Here is a 23,685-nt window from a genome sequence, read left to right on the forward strand (position 1 = left end):
TACCGAGCCAGCAGGTTTTGGGGCGGCTTCGCCACCCAGCGCGGGGCAAGTCCGCTCGCCACGACAAGCCCGCTCGCCACTGGGAGGGCGGCGGCAGGTTAGCGGCGTTTGCCCCAGAACTCTTCTGCCAAGCGCCGCAGGTCTTCCGCCAGCGCGGCGACGTCGCCCGAGCTGAGCTGGCTCTGTTGGCCGGCGCTGACGGTCGCCTCGCCCGCATTGCGGATGCCGACGATATTGCGATTGATGTCCTCGCTCACCGCGCTCTGTTCTTCTACCGCCGCCGCAATCTGCACACTCATGGCCGTGATCTGGTTGACCCGCTGGCTGATGCCATCCAGGGCCGACGCGGCGCGCTGGGCATGGTCGACGCTGACTTCGACATGCTGGCTGCTTTGCTCCATAGCCATCACCGCATCACGGGCGCCGCCCTGCAAGGTGCTGATCATGCGTTGGATTTCATTGGTGGATTGCTGGGTACGTTGCGCCAGGCCGCGCACTTCGTCGGCCACCACCGCAAAGCCACGGCCCTGCTCGCCAGCCCGCGCCGCCTCGATGGCCGCGTTGAGGGCCAGCAGGTTGGTCTGTTCGGCAATCGCCCGGATCACTTCCAGTACGCTGGAGATATCCCCGCTGTGGCTTTCCAGTTGATGGATCACGGTGGTGGCCCTGGCCAGTTCCTGGGACAGGCGCAGCACCGCATCGCGGCTTTCGTCCACGCGCAGGTGGCCTTCACGGGTCTCGCTGCCGGCCAGGTCTGCCGCTTTCGAGGCTTGTTGGGCGTGGCTGGCAACTTGCGCCACGCTGGCCGCCATCTGCTGGATGGCGGTCGCCACCTGGTCGGTCTGGCTCTGCTGGCCCAGGGTGCTGGTGTGGCTGCTGTCCAGTTGCTGGACCAGGGCGGCGGCGTGCCCGGATAAACGCTGCGAGGCATCGCCAATCCGGCCCACCACCGCGCCCGCCTGGGCTTCGAGCATTTGCATGGCAAACTCGATTTGCCCCAGCTCGTCCGCGCGCCCGGTGTAGATCGCCTGGCTGACGGGGTTGTCGGCAATCTGCCGCGCCCGCTCGCTCAATTGCCTCAGGGGCCGCAACAACAGATTGATGCCCAGCACGCCAACCGCGCCCACTGCCGCCAGGCCCAGCACTTGCAACGCCCATGAATAACTGGCCAGCCCGGTCCCCACGCCCCAGGTCAGCGCGCACGTCGCCCCAGTGACCAGCGACAACTTCATCGGCATCTCCAGCACCGGCCGCATGCGCCGGGAGCCTGCGCGCAACCGCATATAGGCGCGCTCTGCCGCTCTCACTCGGCGTGCGTCGGGCTTGGTGCGCACCGACTGGTATTCCACCGTCGCCCCGTCACGGGTGACCGGCGAGGCATAGGCGCTGACCCAGTAGTGATCACCGTTCTTGCAGCGATTCTTCACCATGCCCATCCACGAGCGACCACTTTTGAGGGTCTGCCACATATGGGCAAACGCCGCCGACGGCATGTCGGGATGGCGTAGCAGATTATGTGGCGCGCCCAGCAGCTCCTCACGGCTGTAGCCACTGATGTCGATAAAGTCCTGGTTGGCGTAGGTAATCGAACTACCTAGGTCAGTGGTCGAGAGGATGTTGGCGTCTTGGGCAATGTCCACACTTCGACCCGTGACCGGGAGATTGATCTTCATGGAAAGCGCGCTCGGGGTTGTTGAGGGAGTCGGCAGGGGCACCGACTCTAAGCGCACCGGTTGAGCAAATACTGATCCAGCTCATGTTCCACGCATTTAGTTACCCGCTGCCCCCGTCAACGATCCGGGAGGGTCGCCGACCACGGCCACGCATTCGATCGCCACCCGTGCGCCGCGCGGCAGCCGGCGCACGGCCAGCACACTGCGGGCGGGCAGCCGGCCTTGGGCGAAGTAGCCCAGGTACACGTCGTTGACCAGCTTCAGGTCCTCCAGCTCGACCAGCATCAAGGTGCACTTGACCACGCGGTCCAGCGACGACTCATGACGCACCAATAGTTCGTGCAGCGTATTCATCAGCTGTTTCATCTGCGCGCCCGTGCCGCCCTTCACCAGGTTGAGGTTGGCATCCACCCCGGCAATGCTGGAGGTGTACAGCGTGTTACCGACCCGCACGGCCTCGGAAAACGGCAGCTCCGGGTCAGCGGGGTAAAACTGCGGCCCGAGCGGGTCCTGAGCACTGGCGGTGTCGTGTGCCTCCTGTGGATAACCCTGGAGAATGCGCTGGTACTCGCCGCTCTGCCTGAGCTGCTCCAGTGCGCGGTTCAGCTCACTGCGCAACTCGGGGTCGGACTTGCGCACGCCGATAGCCACGGCAGTGCCCATCAGCTGGCCGGCCACCGGTGGGCCGACGAAGTCAAACGCCCGGCCCTGCTCGGTGTCGAGCAACTCCTGGCGGATTTCTGCGGTGCCTTGCAGCGCCGCGTCGATATCGCCGGCTACCAGGCTGCGGATCAACTGGTCGTTGAGCCAGAAGCTCTTGATGATCACCCCGGCCGGCGCCCATTGCGCCAGGGCGAAGGCTTCACGATTACTGCCGGCCAGCACCCCGACGCGCTTGCCCTTGAGCGCACGCACGGTCGGCAGCAGCCCGGAATACTTGCGGGCCACCAACTGGGTGGTAAGGGGATAGAGGTCGTCGGTGAAATCGATCAGTTGCCGACGCTGGGGGGTGGATGCCATGCCCATGATCGCATCGAAACGCCGGCGTTCCAGGGCATCAATGCTGTGGGAAAATACCTGGTCGACCCAGGTGCAGCGCACATCGAGTTGGGCACACAGGGCATTGCCCAGTTCGATGTTCAAGCCCACCAATCGCCCTTGGGCATTGCGGCTTTCGTAGGGCGGGAACTGCGGGGAGATCGCGAAGCGGATCTCGCTGCGCGGCGCAGTGCCGGCCACCGCCCCCATAAAAAAGCCGCCCGACAGCAGCAGCCCAATGGATAACACGAAGATCTTTGCCAAAGCCATGCAGACATCCCTTTCCTGAAAGACCCACACCCTCAACCCAAACTGCTGCCAATCAGGCGCGGCGAAGGGGTATCAGGCAAGCTTTCAAGAAAAGGTCGTGGACCGACAAGACGAAAAGTCAGCAATGGCTGTAGGCACAACTGCCGTCAGCGTTTACCCATCGAGCGGCGGGTGCCTGGCGGCGCCATACCAGGGGTTTTGGTGTGGCCGTTCTTCGCGCCGTTTTTGTACCACAGCTGATTGCTGTCTTTCGCCCCGGCCAGTTCACCCGGTTTGAAGGGGAATTTGAAGGCCGGGATCACCGGCTTGGCCTCACTGTCGAGGCTGTCTGGATCAGCGAGTTCGGCGCTTTCAACAGGCGGTTGTGTCGGGCAATTCATGGAAGCTCCGGAGCGTGCAAAAAATGACGCGGGCCCGACTTGCGGGCCACACTGGCGCGCAGTATACCTGCGCGCCCTGGTTCTTTAACCACTGCCCGTACGAATGGTCGACCTTTGCTGTCAGCGCTGTCAGTTAACGGTCACTTTGCTGACCGGGTTTGCCGGCTATAAAGAGCCTTCACTCTTCCCATTCTCTGTCCGGACGCTGCGAGCCCATGCACATTCAACGCAAAACCACCTTGATTGTGCTCGCCGTCGTGGCCCTGGCGGTCGTGGCCTGGGTCGCGACCCGGCCGGCCAAGACCAAGCTGTCCGCCTCCACTGCGATCCCGGTGCGGGTGGTCAGTGTCGCCCAGCAGGACATCCCGCGGTTTGTCAGCGGCATCGGCTCGGTGCTGTCGCTGCACAGTGTGGTGATTCGCCCGCAAGTCGACGGCATCCTCACCCGATTGCAGGTCAAGGAAGGGCAACTGGTCAAGGCCGGCGACCTGCTGGCGAGCATCGACGACCGGGCGATCCGCGCCAGCCTCGACCAGGCCAGGGCCCAGTTGGGCGAAAGCCAGGCGCAGTTGCAGGTGGCCCAGGTCAATCTCAAGCGCTACAAGGAGCTGAGCATCGACGACGGCGTGTCGAAGCAGACTTACGACCAGCAGCAAGCCCTGGTCAATCAGCTCAAGGCCACGGTCCAGGGCAACCAGGCGGCGATTGATGCGGCCCAGGTCCAGCTTTCCTACACGCAGATTCGCTCCCCCGTCAGCGGTCGCGTCGGGATTCGCAATGTGGATGAAGGCAACTTCCTGCGCACCAGCGACACCCAAGGCCTGTTCTCGGTGACGCAGATCGACCCGATTGCGGTGGAGTTTTCCCTGCCACAACAGATGCTGCCGACCCTGCAAGGCCTGATCGCCGCGCAACACCCGGCCAGTGTCGATGCGTTCCTGGGGGCCGACACCGAGAGCCCGGCCGCGATCCTGCTCGGCGAGGGCCGCCTGAGCCTGATCGATAACCAGATCAGCGCCACCACCGGCACCATCCGCGCCAAGGCCGAGTTCAGCAATGCCGCGCAAACGCTGTGGCCAGGGCAACTGGTCACGGTAAAGATCCAGACCGCCCTCGACAAGGCCGCCCTGGTGGTGCCACCGACCGTGGTCCAGCGCGGCATGGACTCGCACTTTGTGTACCGCCTCAATGGCGACAAAGTGGACGTGGTGCCCGTGCAGGTGACCTACCAGAACAGCGACCTGACGATTGTCACCGGCGTGCAGCCCGGTGATGTGCTGGTCAGCGACGGCCAGTCACGCCTCAAGGCCGGCGCCCAGGTGGAGGTGCTCAAGGAGCCGCCGCAAGTGATCCAGACCGCCCAAGCGCAGGCCCGGCCATGAAGGGCCGTGGCTCGGTATCGGCGTGGTGTGTCGACCATCCGGTCGCCACCCTGCTGTTGACCTTTGCCCTGGTGCTGCTCGGGCTGATCGCCTTCCCGCGCCTGCCGGTCGCGCCGCTGCCGGAGGCGGAGTTCCCGACGATCCAGGTCACCGCCCAACTGCCCGGCGCCAGCCCCGATACCATGGCGTCCTCGGTGGCAACGCCCTTGGAAGTGCAATTCAGCGCCATCCCCGGCATGACCCAGATGACGTCCAGCAGCGCCCTGGGTTCCAGCCTCCTGACCCTGCAATTCACCCTCGACAAGAGCATCGATACCGCCGCCCAGGAAGTCCAGGCAGCGATCAACACCGCGGCCGGCAAGTTGCCCAGCGATATGCCCAACCTGCCGACTTGGCGCAAGGTCAACCCGGCGGACAGCCCGGTGCTGATCCTCAGTATCAGCTCCAACAACATGCCCGGCACCGAACTGAGCGACTACGTGGAAACCCTGCTGGCCCGGCAGATCAGCCAGATCGACGGGGTCGGCCAGATCAGCATCACCGGCCAGCAACGCCCGGCGATCCGCGTGCAGGCCTCGCCGGACAAGCTCGCCGCCATCGGCCTGACCCTGGCCGACATCCGCCTGGTGCTCCAGCAATCGAGCCTGAACCTGGCCAAGGGCGCGCTGTATGGACGCGACAGCGTGTCGACGCTGTCGACCAACGATCAACTGTTCCACCCAGAGGAATACGGCGACCTGATCGTTTCCTACAAGGACGGCGCGCCGGTGCAGTTGCGCGATGTGGCGCGGGTGATCAATGGTTCGGAGAACGCCTACGTGCAGGCCTGGTCCGGTGATACGCCGGGGGTCAACCTGGTGATTTTCCGCCAGCCGGGGGCCAATATCGTCGACACCGTGGACCGCATCCAGGCCGAGTTGCCGCGCCTGCAGGCAATGCTGCCGGCGTCGGTGGACGTCAGCTCGTTGTCGGACCGCACCAAGACCATTCGCGCCTCGCTGCATGAAGTGGAAATCACCCTGTTGATCGCCGTGTTGCTGGTGGTGGCGGTGATGGCGCTGTTCCTGCGCCAATGGTCGGCAACCCTGATTGTTTCCAGCGTGCTGGGAGTATCGCTGGTGGCCACTTTTGCCTTGATGTACGTGATGGGCTTCAGCCTGAATAACCTGACCCTGGTGGCCATCGTCATCGCCGTGGGTTTTGTGGTGGACGATGCGATTGTGGTGGTGGAGAACATCCACCGCCACCTTGAGGCCGGCCTGGACAAGCGTGAAGCAGCAATCAAGGGCGCCGGCGAGATCGGGTTTACCGTGGTGTCCATCAGCTTCTCGCTGGTGGCGGCGTTTATCCCGTTGCTGTTCATGGGCGGCGTGGTCGGGCGCCTGTTCAAGGAATTTGCCCTGACGGCGACCTCGACCATCCTGATTTCGGTGGTGGTGTCCCTGACCCTGGCGCCGATGCTGGCCGGGCAGTTCATGCGCGCCCCTAGCCATCATCCCCACGACAAGCCGGGCTTTGGCGAACGCCTGCTGGCCGGCTATGCGCGGAACCTGCAACGGGCACTGGCCCATCCGCGCACGATGCTCGCTGTCTTCACCGTGACCCTGGGCCTGGCGGTGGCCGGCTACGTGTTTATTCCCAAGGGGTTTTTCCCGGTACAAGACACCGGCTTTATCCTCGGCACCAGCGAGGCGGCGGCGGATGTGTCCTACCCGGATATGGTGGCCAAGCACCAGGCCCTGGCCGAGATCATCAAGGCTGACCCGGCGGTGGAAAACTTCTCTCATTCGGTGGGTGTCACCGGCAGCAACCAGACCATCGCCAACGGCCGCTTCTGGATTGCCTTGAAGGATCGGGGTGAGCGTGATGTGTCGGCCAGCCAGTTTATCGACCGGATCCGCGCCAAACTGGCCCAGGTGCCGGGGATCGTGCTGTACCTGCGCGCCGGCCAGGATATCAACCTCAGTTCCGGGCCCAGCCGCAGCCAGTACCAGTACGTGCTCAAGAGCAACGATGGCGCGACCCTGAACACCTGGACCCAGCGCCTGACCGAAAAACTGCGCGCCAACCCGGCCTTCCGCGATCTGTCCAACGACCTGCAACTGGGCGGCAGCATCACCCACATCAGCATCGACCGCCAGGCGGCCGCACGGTTTGGACTGACGGCCACCGATGTCGATCAGGCGCTGTACGATGCGTTCGGCCAACGCCAGGTCAATGAATTCCAGACCGAGACCAACCAATACCAAGTGGTGCTGGAGCTGGACAGCCAGCAACGGGGCAAGGCCGAGAGCCTGAATTATTTCTACCTGCGCTCGCCGCTCAGTGGCGAGATGGTGCCGTTGTCGGCGCTGGCCAAGGTCGACCCGCCGACGGTCGGGCCGTTGTCCATCAGCCATGACGGCATGTTCCCGGCGGCCAACCTGTCGTTCAACCTGGCACCGGGCGTGGCCCTGGGTGACGCCGTAATCATGCTCGACCAGGCGAAGAACGAAATCGGCATGCCGAGCACCATCATCGGTAACTTCCAGGGCGCGGCCCAGGCGTTCCAGAGTTCATTGGCCAGCCAGCCGTGGTTGATCCTCGCGGCGCTGGTGGCGGTCTATATCATCCTCGGCGTGCTGTATGAGAGCTTCGTGCACCCGCTGACGATCATCTCGACCTTGCCCTCGGCCGGCCTGGGCGCGCTGATCATGCTCTGGCTGCTGGGCCAGGACTTTTCCATCATGGCGTTGATCGGCCTGGTGCTGTTGATCGGCATCGTCAAGAAAAACGGCATCCTGATGATCGACTTTGCCCTGGAAGCCCAGCGCGTGCGTGGGCTGGCACCTGGCGAGGCGATTTACGAAGCCTGTGTCACGCGGTTCCGGCCGATCATCATGACCACCCTCGCCGCCCTGCTGGGCGCGGTGCCGCTGATGCTCGGCGCAGGCCCCGGCGCGGAGTTGCGCCAGCCCCTGGGGATCGCGGTGGTCGGCGGGTTGCTGGTGAGCCAGGCGCTGACGTTGTTCACCACGCCGGTCATATACTTGTACCTTGAGAAACTTTTCCACAGACCCAAACCGGCCCTCGGGTTGGCGACCACACATTGAGGCGGGGTCATGCGCGTCCTGATTATTGAAGACGAAGAAAAAACCGCCGACTACCTGCATCGCGGGCTGACGGAACAAGGCTACACCGTGGACGTGGCCCGCGACGGCATCGAGGGCCTGCACCTGGCCCTGGAAAGCGACTACGCGGTGATCGTGCTCGATGTGATGCTGCCCGGCCTCGACGGCTTTGGCGTGCTGCGCGCACTGCGGGCCCGCAAGCAGACGCCAGTGATCATGCTCACCGCCCGCGAGCGTGTGGAAGACCGCATTCGCGGCCTGCGCGAAGGCGCCGACGATTACCTGGGCAAGCCGTTTTCGTTCCTCGAACTGGTGGCGCGCCTGCAAGCCCTGACCCGGCGCAGCGGTGGGCATGAGCCGGTACAGGTGAGCATCGCCGACCTGTGGATCGACCTGATCAGCCGCAAGGCCAGCCGCGCCGGCCAGCGCCTGGACCTGACCGCCAAGGAGTTCTCGCTGCTCAGCGTCCTGGCCCGGCGCCAGGGCGAAATCCTGTCGAAGACGGCGATTGCGGAAATGGTCTGGGACATCAATTTCGACAGCGATGCCAATGTGGTCGAAGTGGCGATCAAGCGCCTGCGGGCCAAGCTCGACGGGCCATTTGAGCACAAGCTGCTGCACACCATCCGCGGCATGGGCTATGTGCTGGAGAATCGCAGTGTCGAGTAACTCGATTGCCCTGCGCCTGAGCGGCATGTTCACCCTGGTGGCGCTGGTGATTTTCCTGCTGATCGGTGGCGCGTTGTACCAGCAGGTGGACCGTGGCCTGGGCTTGTTGCCGGGGGCCGAGTTGGATGCGCGCTACAGTGTGCTGGAGTCGTCGATCACGCGTTTCGGCACGCCGGATCATTGGGTGAAGATGGCCAGCAAACTCAAGCTGCTGGGGGAAGAGGACACGCGCATTCGTTTCTGGGTGGTGAGCAGTGACCCGACCTATGAGTACGGCAAACCCGACGCACGTATCCGCGAATTCGCCGCCGGCCCCACGGGCAAGCGTGATCTGTACCTGCCGGGCCACGCCTATCCATTCAAGGTGCTGGTCAGTCAGTTCCCGGCCAAGGACCAGCGCCCGCCGCTGCGCTTTATGATCGCCATCGACACCGCCAACTTCCGCGCCACCCAGCACCATCTGCTGATGGCGTTGATCAGCCTGTCGTTTGTCGGCGTGGTACTGGCTTCGCTGCTGGGCTTCTGGGTCGCGCGCATCGGTCTCAAACCGTTGATCAAGCTGTCGGATGAGGCGCAAAAACTGGCACCGCCCAAACTGTCGGGGCGCTTGCAGTTGTCGCCGTTGCCGCCGGAGCTCAAGCAGTTCGTCAACTCCTTCAACTCGACCCTGGAGCGGGTGGAAACCGCCTACTCACGCCTGGAGTCCTTCAATGCCGACGTGGCCCACGAACTGCGCTCGCCACTGACCAACCTGATCGGCCAGACCCAGGTGGCGCTGACCCGTGGCCGCTCGGCCGAGCACTACTTCGAAGTGCTGCAATCGAACCTGGAAGAGTTGGAGCGCCTGCGCTCGATCATCAATGACATGCTGTTCCTGGCCAGCGCCGACCAGGGCAGCAAGGCCACCAAACTGATTGAGTGCTCCCTGGCCGATGAGGTGGCGACGACCCTCGAGTACCTGGACTTTATCCTCGAAGACGCCCAGGTGCGGGTCACCGTGGTCGGCGATGCCCAGGTCCAGATCGAAAAGGCTCATTTGCGCCGGGCGCTGATCAACCTGCTGAACAATGCCGTGCAGCACACCTCGCCGGGGCAGGAGATCCAGGTACGGATTGAAACGCAGGAGCAGCAGGTGCTGATTGGCGTGACCAACCCAGGGGAGCTGATCGCCAGCGAACATCTGCCGCGCTTGTTCGAGCGCTTCTACCGCGTCGACGCCTCGCGCAGTAACAGCGGGGCCAATCATGGGTTGGGGCTGGCCATCGTCAAGGCGATTGCCTTGATGCATGGCGGGGATGTGTTTGTGCGCAGTGAACACGGTGGCAATACCTTTGGTATCACCCTGCCCATCTAATTTTTTTAAACCACTACACAATCAAAATGTGGGAGCGAGCAAGCCCGCTCCCACACAAGCTCATCCCCATAGGTAGATCGCCGTCTCGACTGTTGCGATTTGGGCAACAGTCATTATCTTGTTACACTCTGTACCGTACCGCTCGCCTGCGCCAATATGTCGCATCGACGAGCGAGACGGCAAAGACAGCCGACCCGCCCTGCTATTTCCCTCGACTTATTTCCAGGGCTCTACACTGGGAATCTGTCTTAAAGCCGCTGACTTCAGCGGCTTTTTTTTGCCGTAAAAAAGGCCAGGAACACCCCACAACATTGGCCGTTCAGACTCATCCAAAGGAGCTTCCCCGGTGAAACCCGCGCTGACATTCACCCCGTTATTCCTCGCGATTGCAGCAACTATCTCCCCTCTCGCCCATGCCGCAGATGCCCCTCCCACCGACGGATTCGTCGAAGGCTCCAGCCTCACTATCAACACCCGCAACTACTACATGAACCGCGACCGCCGCGACATCCACACTGACGACAGCAAAGAGTGGGGCCAAGGCTTCCTCGGGGTCTTCGAGTCTGGCTACACCCAAGGCACCGTGGGTTTTGGCCTGGACGCTCATGCCATGCTCGGCCTGAAACTGGACGGCGGTGGTGGCACCGACGGCTCCAGCATCCTGCCGTACGGCAGCGGCAACGGCAAAGCGCCGGGCTCGTTTTCTACCGGTGGCGGCACCCTGAAAATGCGCGCCTTCGACACCGAACTCAAAGCCGGCGACCTATTCCTCAACAACCCGGTGATTGCCGGTGGCATGACGCGCATGCTGCCCGAGACCTTTCGTGGCGTCAGCCTGACCAACCACAGCCTTGACGGCTGGATGTTCGAAGGTGGCCAGGCGAGTTTCGCCAAGCTCTATAACCAGAGCGGCCATGGGCGTATCGGCACCAGCTACGGCGCGCTGCCCAAGGGCCAGGACAGCCAGCACATGAACTGGGCCGGCGTGGCCTGGAGCGGCCTGCCAGGGCTGACCAGCAACCTGTACGCCTCTGAACTCAAGGACGTGTGGAACCAGTACTACTACGACCTGGACTACACCTACGCGCTCAATGACCTGGTCAGCCTCAACCCCGGCCTGCACTTCTACCACACCCAAGACACCGGCCATGCCCTGCTGGGGGATATCGACAACAACACCTACAGCCTGCATTTCACCGTGGGCGTGGGCAATCACAGCGTCACGGCCGCGTACCAGCGGGTCAATGGCAACACGCCGTTCGACTACATCGCCCAGGGCGACAGCGTGTACCTGGACAACTCCCAGCAATACTCGGACTTCAACGGGCCCAACGAGCGCTCGTGGAAGCTCAAGTACGCCTACGACTTCGCAGGCCTTGGCGTGCCCGGTCTGACCTCGGCGGTGTCGTACATCAGCGGCAAGACCGACCTGACCAAGGTCGACCCCAACAGCCGCGGCTACTCAGCCTGGTACAGCGCCGAGGGCAAGAATGCCAAGCACTGGGAACGGGATATCGACCTCAAATACGTGGTACAGGGCGGCAAGGCCAAGGACTTGGCGGTGCGCCTGCAATGGGCGACCAACCGTGGCAGCAATGGCTACTCGGCGGTGGACCGTGATGTGGATGAGTACCGGGTAATCGTCGACTACCCGATCAATGTGTTCTGACGGCGAATTATCTTTTTCGCCGATTGCTTAATTTCAGGCGCGCGGAATTAAACTGCCATCATCGTCACCGCCGAAGTCAGTCCGATGAGTCAACGCCGCGCCCTTAAACTGCCTGCACGCCCGGAGCTTTTGCTGATTCTGGGCAGTGGCCTCACCGTTGTGCTGATTCTGATCATCGTCGCCGTGCTGCTGATCCGCGAGCACGCCAGCACGTTACAGACCGCCCAGCGCTCCACCAGCAATATCACCCAGTTGATCAATGCCGATGTGCTGCGCAACGTCGAGCTGTATGACTTGGCGCTGCAAGGGCTGATTGCTGCTGCAGGTCGGGATTTGTCCGGACTGCCGGGCGATGTGCGGCACCAACTGCAATTCGACCAATCCACCGCAGCGCCCTACAAAGGCGAAGTCCTGCTGTTGGACGCCCAGGGCACGGTGCTGGCCGACTCGTCGACGCAGACCCCCACCCTGCGCAACTTCGCCGACCGCGACTACTTCCAAATCCATCAGCAAAACCCCGAGACCGGCCTGTTTATCAGCCGCCCGTTCAAGATCCACTGTGACTGCGAGCAAATCTGGCGCATCGCTTTCAGCCGCCGCGTGACCGGGCCCAATGGCGAATTTACCGGGGTAGCGGTGGCGACCATGCGCCTGGCGTATTTCGACCAGTTGTTCAGCAGCCTGACCATTGGTAGCGGCAACACCATCAACCTGCTGAACAATCAGGGCATCCTGCTGGCCCAGCAGCCCCTGCTCGAACGGGACATGATCGACAAGGACCTGAGTTCGCGCCCCAACTTCAAGCGCATGCTGCAAGAGGGCAGCGGCAGCTTCCGGGCGATCTCTGCGATCAGTGGTACCCCCCGGCTTTACACCTTCACCAATGTCGGCCAGTTGCCATTGATCGTGGTGGTGGCCTTGGCCAGCGACGATGTATTCGCCGCCTGGCAACGCGCCGCATGGCTGACGGCAGGCGCCACCGGGGTGTTGTGTGTGGGCCTGTTATGGTTGAGCTGGATGTTGCGCCTGGAACTACGGCGGCGTTACCGCGCCGAGAAGGTGCTGTCAGAACTGGCAGCCACCGACGGCCTGACCGGCCTGGCCAACCGCCGTATCCTCGACCAGCGCCTGACCCTGGAATGGGACCGCGCCCGCCGCTCCGCCGAGCCCTTGGCGCTGCTGATGATCGACGTCGACCACTTCAAGGCCTTCAACGACCGCCATGGCCACCTGGGCGGCGACGAAGCGCTGCGCAGCGTGGCACAGGTGATCGGCAGCCAGATCCGCCGCCCGGCCGACCTGGCGGCGCGTTATGGCGGCGAAGAGTTTGCGGTGATCCTGCCCAATACCGATGCCAGCGGTGCCCGGGCGATTGCTGAGCGTATCCGCCAGGGGATCCAGCACTTGCCGCCGGTTGCGGGTGATAGTGAGCCAGTTACGGTGAGTATCGGCTTGAGCACCTGGGACAAACGCAGCAGCGCGTCATTGGAGCAGTTGCTGCTCAGTGCTGACCGGGCGTTGTATGAGGCGAAAAATAGCGGGCGCAACCGCGTGGTCGATGCGGCCACACTGCTGGCGCCTTGAATGTAGGAGCCGGCTTGCCGGCCCCTATAGGCGGATATTTGCCAATAAAAAAAGGCCACCCGAAGGCAGCCTTTAAAAACTAAAGAAAGAGAGTTGTTACTTACACTGCCGCAACGGGACGCATGTAAGAGATCGGTGCGGTGCTGGCATCTTCGAAGGTCACGACTTCCCAAGCATCTTTCTGCTCAATCAATTTGCGCAGGAGCTGGTTGTTCAGTGCATGGCCCGACTTGAAGCCTTTGAACTCGCCTATCAGGCTATTGCCCAGCAGGTAGAGGTCACCAATTGCATCGAGGATCTTGTGCTTCACGAACTCGTCTTCATAGCGAAGGCCGTCTTCGTTCAGTACACCATCCGCGTCGACCACGATGGCGTTTTCCACGCTGCCGCCGAGTGCGAGGTTGTGCTTGCGCAGGTACTCGATGTCACTCATGAAACCAAAGGTACGGGCGCGGCTGACTTCTTTTACGAACGAAGTGCTGGAAAAATCCACGCTTGCACTTTGGGTGCGGTCACGGAATACCGGGTGATCGAAATCGATCTCAAAGCTCACTTTAAAGCCTTCGAACGGGACGAAGGTGGCGCGCTTGTCGCCGTCTTCTACTGTCACTTCCCGCAGAATGCGAATGAACTTCTTGGCTGCGTCCTGTTCTTCCAGGCCGGCAGATTGAATCAGGAATACGAAAGGTCCAGCGCTACCATCCATGATCGGGACTTCAGACGCGGAGAGCTCGACGTAGGCGTTATCGATGCCCAGGCCAGCCATGGCCGAGAGCAAGTGCTCCACCGTGTCCACTTTGACGTCACCGTTGACCAATGTGGTCGACATGGTGGTTTCGCCAACGTTTTCCGCGCGAGCAGGAATCTGCACCACAGGGTCCAGGTCGGCACGAACAAACACGATGCCGGTGTCGACAGGTGCGGGCTTGAGGGTCAGGTATACCTTCTCCCCGGAGTGCAGACCTACACCTGTGGCACGGATAATATTCTTCAGGGTGCGTTGTTTAATCATGGCTTGGACCGCTTCAGCGCAAATTGCGAACTGGTATCAACAAAGGCTGGCGATAATAACAGACCAGACCTTTGCTGAACACCAATCACCTTCATAGCCCTGATACATTCCATCAATCGGCCTGACGACGCAGGAAAGCCGGGATGTCCAGGTAATCCAGATCATCTTGCGGATTCGGGCTACGGGACGCAGCAGCACCGGCCTGAGCCTGGTTGCGCATCACGGTCGGACGATCCAGGTCACGGTAGTTCACCGACGGCATTTCCGGGCGCACAGGCGCTGGAGCGGCAGTCGAAGACGCCTGGCTGGTGTGAACGGTATTGTCGATGACCTTCACAGGCTTCTCGATTTTAGCGCCCAGGCCAGTGGCAACCACGGTCACATGCAGTTCGTCGCGCATGTCCGGATCGATAACGGTACCGACCTTGACCATCGCGTGCTCGGAAGCGAAGGCTTCGATGATGCTACCCACGTCGGAGTACTCACCCAGGGACAGGTCAGGACCGGCGGTGATGTTCACCAGGATGCCGCGTGCACCTTGCAGGTTCACGTCTTCGAGCAACGGGTTGCGGATGGCCGCTTCGGTCGCTTCACGTGCACGGTTAGGACCGCTGGCGCAGCCAGTGCCCATCATCGCCATGCCCATTTCGCTCATGACAGTGCGTACGTCGGCAAAGTCGACGTTGATCATGCCCGGGCGCTTGATGATGTCGGAGATACCGCGAACGGCACCGGCCAGTACGTCATCAGCCTTGGCGAAAGCCGACAGCAGGCTTGCGTCTTTACCGAGGATGGTCAGCAGTTTCTCGTTGGGGATGGTGATCAACGAGTCAACGCTTTCAGACAGCAGACGGATACCTTCGTCGGCGATCTGCATGCGCTTGCGGCCTTCGAACGGGAACGGACGGGTCACGACAGCAACCGTCAGGATCCCCATTTCCTTGGCCACTTCGGCAATGATCGGCGCTGCACCGGTACCGGTACCGCCGCCCATGCCAGTGGTGATGAACACCATGTTGGTGCCTTGCAGCACTTCGGCAATACGCTCGCGGTCTTCCAGGGCGGCTTGACGGCCGACTTCCGGATTGGCGCCAGCGCCCAGGCCCTTGGTCACCGCAGTGCCCAATTGCAGGATGGTCCGCGCGCCAATGCTCTTGAGCGCCTGGGCATCAGTGTTGGCGCAGATGAATTCAACGCCTTCAATGTTGCTCTTGACCATATGGTTGACAGCGTTGCCGCCGCCACCGCCGACACCGATTACTTTGATAACCGGGCTTGCGGGGATGTTGTCTACGAGTTCGAACATTTTCCCTCTCCTTTCATTTCTCTAGTTTTTTCGCCTACTACTTGAAACGGTGTTGCGGTAAATCTTTAGAAATTGCCCTTCACCCAGGCTTGCAGGCGCTCCAGCAACGGCGCTTTAGGCTCGTCACTGCTGTAGCTTTCGCGGCTGCCAATGCCCGACAGGGAAATGCCGTCGGTCTGCTTTTGCAGGCCGTACAACAGCAAGCCCACACCGGTGGAATAAATCGGGTTGCGCACCACGTCGCCCAGGCCCTTGACGCCATGGGGCACGCCCAGGCGGACCGGCATGTGGAAGATTTCCTCGGCCAGTTCGACCGCGCCTTCCATCTTCGAGGTGCCACCGGTCAGCACGATGCCGGCCGGGATCAAATCTTCGTAGCCACTGCGGCGCAGTTCAGCCTGGATCAGGGTGAACAGTTCGTCGTAGCGCGGCTCGACCACTTCGGCCAGGGCCTGGCGCGACAGTTCGCGCGGTGGACGATCGCCCACGCTTGGCACCTTGATGGTTTCACCGGCACCGGCCAGCTTGGCCAGGGCGCAGGCGTAGCGGATCTTGATTTCTTCGGCGTACTGGGTCGGTGTACGCAACGCCATGGCGATGTCGTTGGTCACCTGGTCGCCGGCAATCGGGATCACGGCGGTGTGACGGATCGCACCCTCGGTGAAGATTGCGATGTCGGTGGTGCCGCCGCCGATGTCCACCAGGCACACGCCCAGTTCTTTTTCGTCGTCGGTCAGTACCGAGTAGGCCGAGGCCAGTTGCTCAAGAATGATGTCGTCGATTTCCAGGCCGCAGCGGCGCACGCATTTTTCGATGTTCTGTGCAGCATTCACCGCGCAGGTCACTACGTGGACCTTGGCTTCCAGACGTACGCCCGACATGCCCAGGGGCTCACGTACGCCTTCCTGGTTATCGATCACGTAGTCCTGCGGCAGGGTGTGCAACACGCGCTGGTCAGCCGGGATCGCCACGGCCTGGGCGGCATCAAGGACGCGCTCAAGGTCGGCCGAGCTGACTTCACGGTCGCGGATCGCCACGATGCCGTGGGAGTTCAGGCTGCGGATGTGATTGCCCGCCACGCCGACGAACGCCGAGTGAATCCGGCAGCCGGCCATCAGTTGCGCTTCTTCGATGGCGCGCTGGATCGATTGCACGGTGGATTCGATATTGACCACCACGCCCTTCTTCAGGCCCCGGGACGGATGCGTGCCGATTCCGACGATTTCCAGCGTGCCGTCGTCCGCGACCTCGCCTACCAGCGCCACCACCTTGGAGGTGCCGATATCGAGACCGACGATCATTTTGCCGCTTTGCACGTTTGCCATGGGTCCTGCCTCTTCTTAATTCTTCGCGACAGCGGGTTGCGCTGCCGTGGGCGCAGCCGGTTCGCGCCAGCTAACGGCCAGGCCGTTGGCATAACGCAGGTCGATGCTCGCAATGTTCGTAATCTGTTCTTTCAGGGTTTTGTCGTAGATGGCGATAAAGCGGCGCATCTTCTCCACCAAGTGGTCGCGTCCCAGCAACAACTCGATGCCCGGGCCGGAACTGCCTGCCCCGGTGGTCAGGAACCAGCTGCCCCGCTCGCGCAATTCCAGGCGCGCAATGGAGAAGCCCAGTGGCCGCAGCATCTGGCTCAAGGCCTGGTACTGCTGCATCACTTGCTGCTGTGCCCGTTGCGGTCCGAACAACTGCGGCAAATGCTCGTAGTTGGCCAACTCGCGCGGGTTGAATGCCTGGCCCTGGTTGTTCAACAGCGCCTCGTCGCCCCAACGGGCCACGGGCAGTTGTTCTTCCAGGCGGATCGTCACTTGATCCGGCCACACGCGCCGTACTTCGGCGTGGGCAATCCACGGCATCTGTTCCAGTTCGGCACGCATGCCTGCCAGGTCGATGGTGAAGAAGCTCGCGGCCACGAAAGGCGCGATCCGCTGCTGCACCGCTTGCTGGCTGATGTAGCTCAAGTCGCCCTGCACGCTGATCTTGGTGATCGGGCGGTCGGCATACGGCAACAGCCGCTGCGCACCTTCATAGGTACCAAAGCCCAGCGCTACCAGCAGTACCGGCCAGAACAAGGCCTTGAGAAAACCAAAGTTGGCTTTCGGCAGGCGCGCCGACATCGGCTCTTTAGCCACCATTCGACTGGCACCACGCGGCACCGGCTTGCGGCCGGGAGCGGGTTGCTGATGACGAAGCGATGCGCCTTGCATGGTCTTAACCTCGTGCCTCTGTATAGCTAGCCGCCAGAATTGCCAGCACCAACTGCTGGAAGTCCAGGCCGGCTGCCCGTGCAGCCATGGGTACCAGGCTATGGTCGGTCATGCCCGGTGCAGTGTTGACTTCCAGGAACCAGAAATTCCCTTGGTCATCCTGCATCACGTCTGCCCGCGCCCAACCAGCGATACCCAACGCCTCACAGGCTTTCGCCGTGAGGTCCATCAATTCCTGCTCTTTGGTTGCATCGAGGCCGCATGGGATCCGGTACTGGGTATCGGAAGCCACATACTTGGCGTCGTAGTCGTAAAAGGTGTGGGGCGTGCCCAATGCGATGGGCGGCAATACCTGGCCACGCAGGGTGGCGATGGTGTACTCGGGACCCTGGATCCACTGTTCCACCAACACTTGCGAATCGTAGGTACTTGCCGCTTTCCATGCGTCGATCAATTCGGCGGCCGAGTTCACTTTAGCCATGCCGATACTGGAGCCTTCATGGGCTGGTTTGACGATCAAAGGCAGGCCCAGTTCCTTGGCTGCAGAAATACAATCGTCTTCGCTGCACAGCACACTGTGACGCGGCGTCGGAATGCCCAGGCTGTGCCACACCTGCTTGGTGCGCAACTTGTCCATGGCCAGTGCCGAAGCGAGGATGCCGCTGCCGGTGTAAGGAATACCGGCGCACTCCAGCAGGCCCTGCATGCTGCCGTCTTCACCGCCACGGCCGTGCAGGATGATGAAGGCGCGGTCGATCTTCTCGGCCTGCAGGCGGGCGAGGAAGTCATCGCCTACGTCGATGCCGAAGGCGTTCACACCCGCGCTTTGCAGCGCTTGGAGCACGGCGTTGCCAGACTTGAGCGACACTTCGCGCTCAGCGCTCTTGCCGCCGAACAGCACGGCCACGCGGCCGAAGTCGGCAGGCGCGATGGTGGAAAACAGGGAGCCGTAGTTCGTGGTCATTTCGACTTCCCCTGCACAGCAGCGGCCGCAAACAGCGGGCTCGCCAGCAATTTAGGGGCAAGGCCGCCGATATCACCGGCACCCTGGCACAGCAGGATGTCGCCGGCACGCAGCAGCGGCTTGACGATCGGCGCGAGGTCGACGCCACGCTCGATATAGATCGGGTCCAGTTGCCCGCGCTGGCGGATGCTGTTGCACAGCTTGCGGCTGTCGGCGCCGGGGATCGGTTCTTCACCGGCCGGGTAGACTTCCATCAGCAGCAACACGTTGGCATCGGCCAATACATTGACGAAATCGTCGTACAGGTCGCGGGTGCGGCTGTAGCGGTGCGGCTGGTAGACCATCACCAGGCGGCGCTCCGGCCAACCACCGCGCACGGCCTTGATCACGGCGGCAACTTCGGTCGGGTGGTGACCGTAGTCGTCCACCAGCATCACGTCGCCGCCGTCTACCGGCAACTGGCCGTAGACCTGGAAGCGCCGGCCCACGCCAGCGAAGCCCGACAGGCCTTCGACGATGGCTTCATCGCTGACACCCTCATCGGTGGCGATGCAGATGGTCGCCAGGGAATTGAGCACATTGTGGTTGCCCGGCATGTTCACCGACACATCCAGTGGTTCGCGATCCGGGCGCAGCACGGTGAAGAAGGTCTGCATGCCTTGCTGACGTACATTGATCGCACGCACGTCGGCGTCTTCGCTGAAGCCGTAGGTCACGGTCGGACGCTTGACCAGCGGCAGAATTTCCCGCACCACCGGATCGTCCAGGCACACCACGGCCAGGCCGTAGAACGGCAGGTTGTGCAGGAATTCGACGAAGGTTTTCTTCAGTTTGTTGAAGTCACCGTCGTAGGTCGCCATATGGTCGGCGTCGATGTTGGTGACCACGGCCACCAGCGGCTGCAGATGCAGGAAGCTGGCGTCGCTTTCATCGGCTTCGGCGATCAGATAGCGGCTGGTACCCAGTTGTGCATTGGTACCTGCTGCATTCAGCCGGCCACCGATCACGAAGGTCGGGTCCAGGCCGCCGGCGGCGAACACCGAAGCGATCAGGCTGGTCGTGGTGGTCTTGCCGTGGGTACCGGCGACGGCGATGCCGTGGCGGTAGCGCATCAGCTCAGCCAGCATCTCGGCGCGGGGCACCACGGGAATACGGCGCTCAAGGGCGGTGGCCACTTCCGGGTTGGAGGTGTTCACGGCACTGGAAACCACCAGTACATCGGCTTGCGCGGCGTTCTCGGCACGGTGGCCGATAAAGATCTGCGCGCCGAACGACTCCAGGCGCTCAGTGACCGGCGAGGTCTTGAGGTCGGAACCGGAAACCTGGTAACCCAGGTTCAGCAACACTTCGGCGATCCCGCACATGCCCACGCCGCCGATACCGACGAAGTGGATGCGACGGATGCGGCGCATTTCCGGTTGCGGCATGGCTTTTTGATTCTCAACCATGGGCCACCTCCAGGCAGATATCGACCACGCTGCGGGTGGCGTCGGGTTTGGCCAGGCGGCTTGCGGTGCTCGCCATGCTGTTCAGTCGTTCGGGTTGCATCAAAACCTCAGTCAGGCGTGCGGCCAGATCGGCGGCGCCAGTCGTTCTTTGCGGCAGCAGGAAGGCAGCGCCCTCCCCGGCCAAATATTCGGCGTTGCGGGTCTGGTGGTCGTCAATCGCATGGGGCAAAGGCACCAGCAAGGACGGCAGACCGGCAGCAGCCAGTTCACTGACGGTCAACGCACCTGCGCGACAGACCACCAGGTCGGCCCAGCCATAGGCATGGGCCATGTCTTTGATAAAGGGCTCTACCGTCGCCTCGACACCGGCCTCGCGATAGCGGGCGGCAGTCACTTCATCGTGGTTCTTGCCCGCCTGGTGGAAGATCTCGGGACGCAGTTCCACAGGCAGTTGCGCCAGCGCTTCTGGCAGCAATTTGTTCAACGGCTCGGCGCCCAGGCTTCCGCCCAGGATCAGCAGATGCGCCTTGCGCCCGGCCAGGGCTTGGCGGGCAATGTCCATGAACAATTCGGTACGCACCGGATTGCCGGTGGTACGCCGCTTGTCCATGGCCGCAAACGTATTCGGGAACGCCTCGCAGACCCGCGCCGCCAATGGCGCCAACAGACGGTTGGCAGTACCGGCCACGGCATTCTGTTCGTGGACGATCACCGGCACACCCGCCAACCGCGCGGCCACACCGCCGGGACCGGTGACATAGCCACCAAAACCCAGCACGCATACCGGCTTCAACTCACGGATGACCTTGCGCGCCTGCCACACCGCCTTGAGCAATACGAACGGCGCCTTGAGCAGGGACAATTTGCTCTTGCCGCGCAGGCCGCTGACGTTGATCAGGTGCAGGGGCAAACCGGCAGCCGGAACCAATTCATTTTCAATGCCACGGGGCGTACCCAGCCAATGCACGGTGTAGCCACGGGCCTGGAACTCACGGGCACAGGCCAGCGCCGGGAACACGTGGCCGCCGGTGCCGCCGGCCATGATCAGCACGTTAGCGCCCATGGGTCGGCTCCTCGGCGAAATCGCTCTCGCTGAATTCCATCTCTTCGCTGCCCAGATGGGTTCGACTCTCCCATTCGATACGCAGCAACAAGCCCAGACAGGCACAGCAGATCACCAGCGAGCTGCCGCCGTAGCTGAGGAACGGCAAGGTCAGGCCCTTGGTCGGCAGCAGGCCCACGTTTACGCCGATGTTGATCAGGAACTGGCCGATCCACAGGAAGGCCAGGCCGTACGCGACATAGGCCGCAAAGAATTGCTTGGCTTTCTCCGCCCACAGACCGATGTACATGGCCCGCACGCAGACGAACACGAACAGCCCGACAGTGGCCAGGGAACCGACCACGCCCAACTCTTCGGCGAGCACCGAGAACACGAAGTCGGTATGCGCTTCCGGCAGGTAGAACTGCTTCTGCACGCTGTTGCCCAGGCCCACGCCCAGCCACTCGCCGCGACCGAAGGCGATCAGCGCCTGGGTCAACTGGTAGCCGGAACCGAACTGGTCGGACCACGGGTCGGTAAAGGTGATCAGTCGCGCCATCCGGTAGGGTTGCGCCTGCACCAGGATCGTCACAGCGGCCACCGCCAGCCCGACCATCAGGGCAAAGCGGAACAGGCCCACACCGCCAAGGAACAGCATCGCCGCAGCGGCGCCCATCATTACCACGGTGGCGCCGAAGTCCGGCTCCATCAGCAGCAGGCCAGCCATGGGCAGCAGCACGATGAACGGCTTGAAGAAGCCCATCCAGCTTTCGCGCACTTCTTTCTGTCGGCGCACCAGGTAACCGGCCAGGTAAATCACCACGAAGACCTTGGCGATTTCCGAAGGCTGCACGTTGAACGCGCCGAAGCCGATCCAGCGCATCGACCCGTTCACTTCGCGGCCGATACCGGGGACGATCACCATCACCAGCAAGCCGAAGGCACCGATCAGCATCAGCCAACCCAGGCGCTGCCAGGTGGCGATAGGGATCATCATGGTGACGATGCAGGCACCGAGACCAATCACCAGGTAAATCAGGTGGCGAATCATGTGGTAAAGGGTGTTGCCCGACTGTACCGCGGCCACTTCCGAGGAGGCCGAGGTGATCATCACCAGGCCCAGGCCCAGCAGCGCCAGGCAACCGGCGAGCATCGGGAAGTCGAGGTCGATCCCGCGCCCGGTAATGATCGGCGACGGGTACGGCTTGATGATGTTCTTCAGGTCCAGACTCATGCCAAGCCCTCCACGGCGCGGGCGAACAACTGGCCGCGCTCTTCGTAGTTCTTGAACATGTCGAAACTGGCGCACGCCGGCGACAGCAGCACGGCATCGCCGGGCTGGGCCAGGGCACGGCATTGGGCGATGGCGTCGTCCAGGGAGGTGGCACGCACTTGCGGCACCGCGTCGCCCAGGGCGGCGGCGATCAAGTCGCTGTCACGGCCCATCAACACCACCGCGCGGCAATGGGAAGCCACCGGGCCCTTGAGGTCCTTGAAGTCGGCGCCCTTGCCATCGCCACCGGCGATCAGCACCAGCTTGCCATCGATATCGGCGCCCAGGCCTTCAATGGCGGCCAATGCCGCACCGACGTTGGTGGCCTTGGAATCGTTGTAGTAGCTCACGCCATCCAGGTCGCGCACCCACTGGCAGCGGTGCTCAAGCCCGGCAAAGGTGCGCAGGCTCGACAACATCGCGTCGAACGGCAGGCCAACCGCGTGCCCCAACGCCAAGGCCGCCAGGGCATTGGACTGGTTATGGGCGCCACGGATCTTCAGTTCACGCACCGGCATCAGGTTCTGGAATTCGAAGGCCAGGTATTTCTCGCCATTCTCTTCACGGATACCAAAGGCCTTGAAATCGGGTTTGCTCAAGCCAAACGTCCAGCATGGCAGGCCTTCGCCCATCAACGGACGGCTCAGGGCATCCTGGCGATTGACCACCACTTGCCGCGCGCCCCGGAAGATCCGGTGCTTGGCCAGGTGGTAAGCCGGCAGGCCGCTGTAGCGGTCCATATGGTCTTCGCTGACGTTCAACACGGTGGCCACTTCGGCGCCGAGTTGATCGGTGGTCTCCAGTTGGAAGCTCGACAGCTCCATCACGTACAGTTCGATATCGTCACTGAGCAGGTCCAGCGCCGGCGTACCGAGGTTGCCGCCCACGGCCACGCGCTTGCCGGCCGCAGCCGCCATTTCGCCGACCAGGGTGGTGACGGTGCTCTTGGCGTTGGAGCCGCTGATCGCCACGATCGGCGCCTTGGCGTTACGCGCAAACAGCTCGATATCGCCAGACAATTTCACCCCACGCGCCGCGGCCGCTTGCAGCGCCGGGGTCGCCAGGGCCAGGCCGGGGCTCACGTAGAGTTCGTCGGCACGGCACAGAAACTCGACATCCAACTCGCCACAACGCACTTCCACGTGCGGGTAGTCACGGCGCAGCGTGACCAGCTCCGGTGGATTTTCCCGCGTATCGGCCACGGCAAACGACGTGCCCCGGTTCGCCAGGAAGCGAACCAGGGACATGCCGCTCTTGCCGAGGCCGACAACGATGCGGAAGTGGTCTGAAGCGATCAGGGACAC

General features: G+C 62.5%; 18 protein-coding genes. 6 read left to right on the forward strand and 12 right to left on the reverse strand.

Going from position 1 to position 23,685, the window contains the following annotated elements; all coding sequences use genetic code 11:
• Positions 1 to 98: 98 nt before the first annotated feature.
• The 3 genes from BHC62_RS01760 to BHC62_RS01770 form a co-directional block, all read right to left on the reverse strand.
• The gene (locus BHC62_RS01760; RefSeq protein WP_070994078.1) at positions 99 to 1,673 is read right to left on the reverse strand and encodes a PAS domain-containing methyl-accepting chemotaxis protein; all 1,575 of its coding nucleotides are present in this window, start codon (positions 1,671 to 1,673) and stop codon (positions 99 to 101) included.
• A 96-nt stretch (positions 1,674 to 1,769) separates the two neighbouring features.
• On the reverse strand, positions 1,770 to 2,981 hold the full coding sequence (locus BHC62_RS01765; RefSeq protein WP_070994079.1) for a transporter substrate-binding domain-containing protein: 1,212 nt from the start codon (positions 2,979 to 2,981) through the stop codon (positions 1,770 to 1,772).
• A gap of 146 nt (positions 2,982 to 3,127) precedes the next feature.
• The gene (locus BHC62_RS01770; protein ID WP_070994080.1) at positions 3,128 to 3,361 is read right to left on the reverse strand and encodes a hypothetical protein; all 234 of its coding nucleotides are present in this window, start codon (positions 3,359 to 3,361) and stop codon (positions 3,128 to 3,130) included.
• 215 nt (positions 3,362 to 3,576) lie between these two features.
• Between BHC62_RS01770 and BHC62_RS01775 the strand changes: the two genes are divergently transcribed.
• The 6 genes from BHC62_RS01775 to BHC62_RS01800 all read left to right on the forward strand — a co-directional run bounded on the left by BHC62_RS01775 (position 3,577) and on the right by BHC62_RS01800 (position 13,129).
• The gene (locus tag BHC62_RS01775; protein WP_070994081.1) at positions 3,577 to 4,743 is read left to right on the forward strand and encodes an efflux RND transporter periplasmic adaptor subunit; all 1,167 of its coding nucleotides are present in this window, start codon (positions 3,577 to 3,579) and stop codon (positions 4,741 to 4,743) included.
• Positions 4,740 to 7,835, forward strand: coding sequence for a multidrug efflux RND transporter permease subunit (locus tag BHC62_RS01780; RefSeq protein WP_070994082.1), 3,096 nt, complete (start codon positions 4,740 to 4,742; stop codon positions 7,833 to 7,835). Before BHC62_RS01775 ends, BHC62_RS01780 begins: the two co-directional genes overlap by 4 nt.
• 9 nt (positions 7,836 to 7,844) lie before the next feature.
• The gene (locus tag BHC62_RS01785; RefSeq protein WP_029297848.1) at positions 7,845 to 8,522 is read left to right on the forward strand and encodes a heavy metal response regulator transcription factor; all 678 of its coding nucleotides are present in this window, start codon (positions 7,845 to 7,847) and stop codon (positions 8,520 to 8,522) included.
• Entirely contained in the window at positions 8,512 to 9,876 is a 1,365-nt protein-coding gene (locus tag BHC62_RS01790) for a heavy metal sensor histidine kinase (RefSeq protein ID WP_070994083.1), read from the forward strand. The genes BHC62_RS01785 and BHC62_RS01790 overlap by 11 nt, the downstream gene beginning before the upstream one ends.
• A 346-nt stretch (positions 9,877 to 10,222) precedes the next feature.
• Positions 10,223 to 11,545 carry an OprD family porin gene (locus tag BHC62_RS01795; protein WP_070994084.1) on the forward strand — a complete coding sequence of 441 codons (1,323 nt, stop codon included), beginning with the start codon at positions 10,223 to 10,225 and terminating at the stop codon, positions 11,543 to 11,545.
• A gap of 84 nt (positions 11,546 to 11,629) precedes the next feature.
• Positions 11,630 to 13,129, forward strand: a complete 1,500-nt coding sequence (locus BHC62_RS01800) for a sensor domain-containing diguanylate cyclase (protein ID WP_070994085.1) — start codon at positions 11,630 to 11,632, stop codon at positions 13,127 to 13,129.
• A 100-nt stretch (positions 13,130 to 13,229) separates the two neighbouring features.
• On the opposite strand, the gene lpxC is transcribed toward BHC62_RS01800, so the two are convergent.
• The 9 genes from lpxC to murD all read right to left on the reverse strand — a co-directional run bounded on the left by lpxC (position 13,230) and on the right by murD (position 23,685).
• Complete coding sequence (gene lpxC, locus BHC62_RS01805; RefSeq protein ID WP_029297841.1) at positions 13,230 to 14,141, reverse strand: UDP-3-O-acyl-N-acetylglucosamine deacetylase; 912 nt, start codon at positions 14,139 to 14,141, stop codon at positions 13,230 to 13,232.
• A gap of 112 nt (positions 14,142 to 14,253) precedes the next feature.
• On the reverse strand, positions 14,254 to 15,447 hold the full coding sequence (gene ftsZ, locus BHC62_RS01810) for a cell division protein FtsZ (RefSeq protein ID WP_029297839.1): 1,194 nt from the start codon (positions 15,445 to 15,447) through the stop codon (positions 14,254 to 14,256).
• 65 nt (positions 15,448 to 15,512) lie between these two features.
• Positions 15,513 to 16,772, reverse strand: coding sequence for a cell division protein FtsA (ftsA, locus tag BHC62_RS01815; protein ID WP_029297837.1), 1,260 nt, complete (start codon positions 16,770 to 16,772; stop codon positions 15,513 to 15,515).
• A 15-nt stretch (positions 16,773 to 16,787) separates the two neighbouring features.
• Positions 16,788 to 17,654 carry a cell division protein FtsQ/DivIB gene (locus tag BHC62_RS01820; protein ID WP_029297835.1) on the reverse strand — a complete coding sequence of 289 codons (867 nt, stop codon included), beginning with the start codon at positions 17,652 to 17,654 and terminating at the stop codon, positions 16,788 to 16,790.
• Positions 17,655 to 17,658: 4 nt separating this feature from the next.
• Positions 17,659 to 18,618: a D-alanine--D-alanine ligase gene (locus tag BHC62_RS01825; protein ID WP_070994086.1), complete on the reverse strand. Its 960-nt coding sequence runs from the start codon at positions 18,616 to 18,618 to the stop codon at positions 17,659 to 17,661.
• Positions 18,615 to 20,066: a UDP-N-acetylmuramate--L-alanine ligase gene (gene murC / locus BHC62_RS01830; protein WP_029297832.1), complete on the reverse strand. Its 1,452-nt coding sequence runs from the start codon at positions 20,064 to 20,066 to the stop codon at positions 18,615 to 18,617. The genes BHC62_RS01825 and murC overlap by 4 nt, the downstream gene beginning before the upstream one ends.
• Positions 20,059 to 21,129 carry an undecaprenyldiphospho-muramoylpentapeptide beta-N-acetylglucosaminyltransferase gene (gene murG, locus BHC62_RS01835; protein ID WP_070994087.1) on the reverse strand — a complete coding sequence of 357 codons (1,071 nt, stop codon included), beginning with the start codon at positions 21,127 to 21,129 and terminating at the stop codon, positions 20,059 to 20,061. Before murG ends, murC begins: the two co-directional genes overlap by 8 nt.
• Complete coding sequence (gene ftsW / locus BHC62_RS01840; protein WP_029297828.1) at positions 21,119 to 22,342, reverse strand: putative lipid II flippase FtsW; 1,224 nt, start codon at positions 22,340 to 22,342, stop codon at positions 21,119 to 21,121. The genes murG and ftsW overlap by 11 nt, the downstream gene beginning before the upstream one ends.
• Positions 22,339 to 23,685 carry a UDP-N-acetylmuramoyl-L-alanine--D-glutamate ligase gene (murD, locus tag BHC62_RS01845; RefSeq protein ID WP_029297826.1) on the reverse strand — a complete coding sequence of 449 codons (1,347 nt, stop codon included), beginning with the start codon at positions 23,683 to 23,685 and terminating at the stop codon, positions 22,339 to 22,341. The genes ftsW and murD overlap by 4 nt, the downstream gene beginning before the upstream one ends.

The organism is Pseudomonas sp. 06C 126 (assembly GCF_001855215.1).
Classification (GTDB): domain Bacteria; phylum Pseudomonadota; class Gammaproteobacteria; order Pseudomonadales; family Pseudomonadaceae; genus Aquipseudomonas; species Aquipseudomonas proteolytica.